At 60.7% G+C, this 5096-nt stretch carries 2 protein-coding genes and 2 pseudogenes; all 4 read left to right on the top strand.

Going from position 1 to position 5096, the window contains the following annotated elements:
• Nucleotides 1-487: 487 nt before the first annotated feature.
• On the top strand, nucleotides 488-1813 hold the full coding sequence (locus AC30NL_RS04655) for an endo-1,4-beta-xylanase (RefSeq protein WP_489462843.1): 1326 nt from the start codon (nucleotides 488-490) through the stop codon (nucleotides 1811-1813).
• A gap of 63 nt (nucleotides 1814-1876) precedes the next feature.
• A pseudogene (locus tag AC30NL_RS04650) lies at nucleotides 1877-2080 on the top strand (RICIN domain-containing protein); the annotation flags it as partial.
• Nucleotides 2081-3034: 954 nt separating this feature from the next.
• Entirely contained in the window at nucleotides 3035-3907 is an 873-nt protein-coding gene (locus AC30NL_RS04645) for an SMP-30/gluconolactonase/LRE family protein (RefSeq protein WP_489462842.1), read from the top strand.
• Nucleotides 3908-4799: 892 nt separating this feature from the next.
• A pseudogene (locus tag AC30NL_RS04640) lies at nucleotides 4800-5096 on the top strand (hypothetical protein); the annotation flags it as partial.

The following is a 5096-nucleotide window of genomic DNA, read 5'->3' as shown; positions in this document are numbered from 1 at the left end:
TGCGCCTCCTCGCCATAGCGACGGCTATGACTCGTCGGCGCGCCTTGCACTGCGCTCCGACAGCGGCGCGATCAACCGACACTTGAGGCTTGACGCGACACCAGTCACAAGGCAAAGGGATGTCATGGGGCCTCTCCTGCCAAACCGTGCAGCGGCCGAGCCAAGCCGTTGCAAAATGGACTCCTTCAATCCCGGCGTCGAGTATTCGGCATTGCGCAACCTGTTCCGTGGCAACAGCATTTGTCGTAGTGGATGGCTGGGGCGATGTTGCCCCCCCCGAGGAACTGATCGAGCCAACCAAGCCTTGGCGGATTGGCTTGCTCAACTCAACGGCGGACACAAATGTGACCATACGCTTTGGCTGCCCGCGGCTAGCATCTCGGTCGCCGCAATATCCAGGTATGTGAAACCCATAGAGGGCCATTGGGCTCCAGAGGCAATGACATCCCTCGGGCCGTTCAACACTTTAAGAAATCAGAAGTCGAAAGTGAACACCACACAAATCTTCAAGGCTATGAGTCGTGCCACGATCTGCACCGCTGCAGCCCTCAGTTTGCTGGGTTCAGGTAGCTTGGCGTACGCGCAGATTGCCGCCGGCAAGACCAAGTTCCTGGGCAACATCAATGCCGGCTATGTACCGAGTAACTTCAGCATTTATTGGAATCAGGTCACGCCTGAGAACGCAGGCAAGTGGGGCTCAGTCGAGCCGGTGCGAGACCAGATGAACTGGAGTCAACTCGACATTGCCTACAACTACGCGCTGTCCAATGGCTTCCCGTTCAAGCAGCACACCTTCGTGTGGGGTTCGCAGGAGCCGAACTGGATCGGCGGGCTGGGCGCTTCGCAACAGGCTTTCGAGGTCGAAGATTTCATTCGACAGTACTGCCAGCGCTACCCGCAAACGCAGTACATCGACGTCGTCAACGAGCCGCTGCACCAGCCGGCCAGCTACCGGGAGGCCCTCGGCGGCGCGGGCTCGACTGGCTGGGACTGGATCGTCTGGTCATTTCAGAAGGCCCGCCAGTACTGCCCCAACGCAAAGCTCCTCATCAACGAGTATGGGCTTGTTGGTAACCCCAGCGAGATGGACCGCTACAAGGGCATCGTCAACATCCTCAAGTCGCGCAGCTTGATTGACGGAGTGGGCATCCAGTCGCATTACTTCAGCATGGACGACGTGCCGTCTGCGACGATCACGCAAAGCCTGGACTCGCTGGCGCAGACCGGCCTGCCGATCTACGTGTCCGAGCTGGACATGACCGGCGACGATGCCACGCAGCTGGCGCGTTATCAACAGAAGTTCCCTGCCGTGTGGACGCATCCGGGCGTCGCAGGAGTCACATTGTGGGGCTACATCGAAGGCCAGACCTGGGTGGCCAACTCTCACCTCGTGCGCCGAGACGGCACCGAGCGGCCCGCCCTGAACTGGCTCAGCAATTACGTTCGCAGTAACAATCCCGTTGGCGGCGGTACGGTCAACAAGTCCATCGTCGTGCGCGCACGAGGAACCTCGGGCCAAGAGCGCGTCACCTTGCGCGTCGGCGGCACCGCGGTGCAGACCTGGACGCTCAGTCAAACCATGACCAACTACACCTTCACGACCAGCCTTTCGGGCGGCAGCCTCGTGGAGTTCATCAACGACGCCGCTGGTCGCGATGTTCAGGTCGACTACCTGAGTGTGAATGGCAGCGTGCGGCAAGCCGAGGACCAGACCTACAACACTGGCGTGTACCAGAACGGCACGTGCGGCGGCGGCAACGGTCGCAGCGAGTGGTTGCACTGCAACGGCGCGATCGGGTTTGGCGACCTGTAAGCCCCATATGTCATTGGGCACTCCGGCAAGGTCGTCGACGTCTGAAACTTCTCGACGGCCAACGGAGCGGCAGTCAACCACTACGCGGACGGAAACGTCATCAATCAGCAGTGGCAGCTGGTTGGCTTTGACAACACCGCGGTGCGCTTCATCAATCGCAATTCGGGCAAAGCCCTGGAAGTTGCGTCCACCGCCGATGGTGGTGACATCACCCAGTACACCGACTACGGTGGCCGAAATCAGAACCTGGGCACTCGTATCTGTTGACAGGGCCTCAAGGACCCGTCGGTCGAGTACTACAACGGCCTTTGGCACGTGGTGTCTATTCAGAGGCTGAGAGTAGTTCGATCATGCCCGCTCATCACGCCAAAAGACCCTTGCTCGTCGTTGCAAATGCTCGCCATAGCCCCGGCTATGGCTGCGCTTTGCGCCTAGATCAGGCGCCTTTTGACGTGCTGCTCGGACACGCTGGAAATACTCTCAACCTCTCAGGCCAAGGACAACGGGTGGGGTATGGAGTACCGCTCCTTCACGGATAGTTGAGTGATGTCGTCTGACAGCTTTCAGCGCAGTGGGGGGGCCGATACGAGCTTGAGTTCCCTTCCAGACGTATAGCTACTCGGCCTGCTATATCAGCCACTGCCGTTATGTGCTGCTCCGGGACCTTGTCAAGAACTAAACCGACCGCGACTTCCATGTGACCAACTGACATGTTCGCAAGCTGCGAGGCGGCCTTGGCTCTGGCGGGACACCAAGCCCGATTCGATATTCGATCAATTGATTCGCGGTGAATTTGCATCCTGTGCATGGCATCTCCCCGTGCCAACGCACTCCGCGGCAATCATCGGTTCTTCAAGGTTTCGTCAATCTTCCTGAGATTGCGAGCCACACAATGGCGACAGAAATCGAGAGTGCAGCCTGTCGAACGACAGGAGCGCTCCACAACTCTGACGCAACAGGATCTTCATAATGAACATGCCAAGCCAACGCCCCATACGCGCCACAGCGGCGAGCGCACTGCTATGCGCACTGGTGCTGTCTGCCTGCGGGGGCGGGCATGAAGCGGTTACCGCAGCGGCAGTGGTTGCCGCGGCACCGGCACCGAAACCAGCAGCACTAGCACCAGCACCAGCGCCAGCGCCAGCGCCAGCACCAGCACCAGCACCAGCACCAGCACCAGCGGCCAGCATTTGCCCCCCAGCGCCCTATGCCAGCACGCCAGTGCCCAGTGGCGCCACGGTGACCCGGTTGGACAACGCGCTGCCCAACGACAACTACCAAACCCAGTTTGGAAACGTCGAAGGCGCCGTGTGGTTGGACGGTGCGCTCTACGTCAGCGAGTTCGGCCCGGGCAGCAATCCGCCACCCTCCCGCATCGTGAGGATCGACAGCAATGGCGTCGGCACCGTGGTGGCGCCCACTGCCGGCACCAACGGCTTGGCGGTAGACAAGGCTGGGAACCTCTACGGTGCGAGCCACAAGGTGGGCGGCATCGTTCGTTTTGCCTTACCCGGCGGAACCGAAACCGTAATCGTCGGCAGCTACGACGGCGCCCGCTTTGGCTCTCCGAATGACCTTACCTTCCGCTCTGACGGCACCCTCTACTTCACTGACCCGAACTGGCAGGCCGCTTCGCCCAATCCTCAGTCGCGCACCAGCGTTTACCGGGTAGCGCCGGGCGCCAGCAATGCGGTGCTGGTGGATGCGAACCGAAGCAATCCAAACGGCATCACCCTGTCGCCCGACGAGAAGACGCTCTACCTCACGGCACAGGACGGCGTGTTCAAGTACGCCGTGTCTGCCGACGGATCGGTCGGCGTGGCTGAGCACTTCGGCAGCGGGGTTGTCTCCAGTGGAGACGGCATGGTGGTGGACTGCGCCGGCAACCTGTACGTCACCTCGAACGATGTGATCGTTCTCAGTCCCGAAGGCAAGGAGGTCGGCCGCATCCGCATGCCCAGCGGCGCCGGCTCGGTCACCAACTTGGCTTTTGGCGGCAGTGATCGCAAGACCCTGTTCATCACGGCCATGGGCTACGGCACCGCCCGTGGTGTTTACAAGGTGAATCTGGCGATTCCCGGCTACCCGTACTGACCGCGCCAACTGAGCAAAGCTGCAAGCGACCAGACAAGGGCCTGAGATCTGGTCGCGATGCATTGCGACCGCCGTCAAGCAATGCCATCCCATCAGATTCGCCAGGTGACGAGAAGCCTGGCGAATAGTCAGAGGAAGAAGATCGATGGGGTGTTGCCGGGCAAGGCGGCAGACGTAGAAGTCACAGCTGCGGACAGCACGCGTTCATAGAAGCAATGCACCCTGCAGAGGTGGGCAGCTGGCAGACGCATACACGAGGTCCAGTCGCTGGAGTAAGAAGGGTGTATGGCACAAGGTAAAAAGGGGCGGTTTGATCAAGCGCTCGGGCAAGCCCTTTGGGCTGTTGGCTCAGCGACGAACAGCCACCATCACTCGTGCCCACGCATTGTCATCGGCTTTGATGATGTCTGACTATCTTGCTGGAGCATGCATCGATCGTTTCCACGATCTTGTCGGCGTCGCGATCTTTGTCGGACAGCTTCCAGCTTAATAGGGTGGCCGATATTGAGCGCAAGTTCCATCCGGGGCGAATAGCCACTCGACGCGCTCATCCGCCACTAAAGCTATGTTTTCGCCGGGACCTCGTCAAGAACCAGAACGGCCTCCGCGGTGTGATCCATGTGATTGGCTGAACTGACAAACATGCGCTCAAGGCCGCGATGCGGCCTTGAGCGCTGGCGGACATAAGCCGTATTCGATTTCAATGGGCTCGCGGTGATTTGCATGCTGTTGCATGGCGTGTCGCTGTCCCAACGCCCTGTGCGGCAATCATCGGTTCCTTAAGGATCCGTCAATTGTCACGACGTGGCGAACCACACAATTGCGACAGGAATCGAGAGCGCACACGTCGAACGACAGTGAGCGCCCCACTTAACGCGACAGGATCTTCACGATGAGCATGCCAAACCAACGCCCCAGACGCGCCACCGCGACGAGTGCACTGTTGTGCGCACTGGTGTTGTCTGCCTGCGGAGGTGGCCATGACGCGGGCACCGCAGCGGCGCCAGCACCGGCATCGGCACCAGTACCAGCGCCTGCGCCTGCGCCTGCGCCTGCGCCTGCACCGAAACCAGCACCAGCACCAGCACCAGCACCGGCACCAGGCATCCGCCCAGCCGAGGCCATCCTGACGGCCTCCGAGTCGCTCCAGGCGATGCGCAGCCTGCTGCACGGCGACGCCGGCCGGGCG

Origin of the sequence: Rhizobacter sp., from assembly GCA_021153565.1 — a bacterium.
Lineage (GTDB): Bacteria > Pseudomonadota > Gammaproteobacteria > Burkholderiales > Burkholderiaceae_C > Albitalea.
Note: the sequence above shows the minus strand (reverse complement) of the source record. Positions and strands in the feature narration are given on the sequence as shown.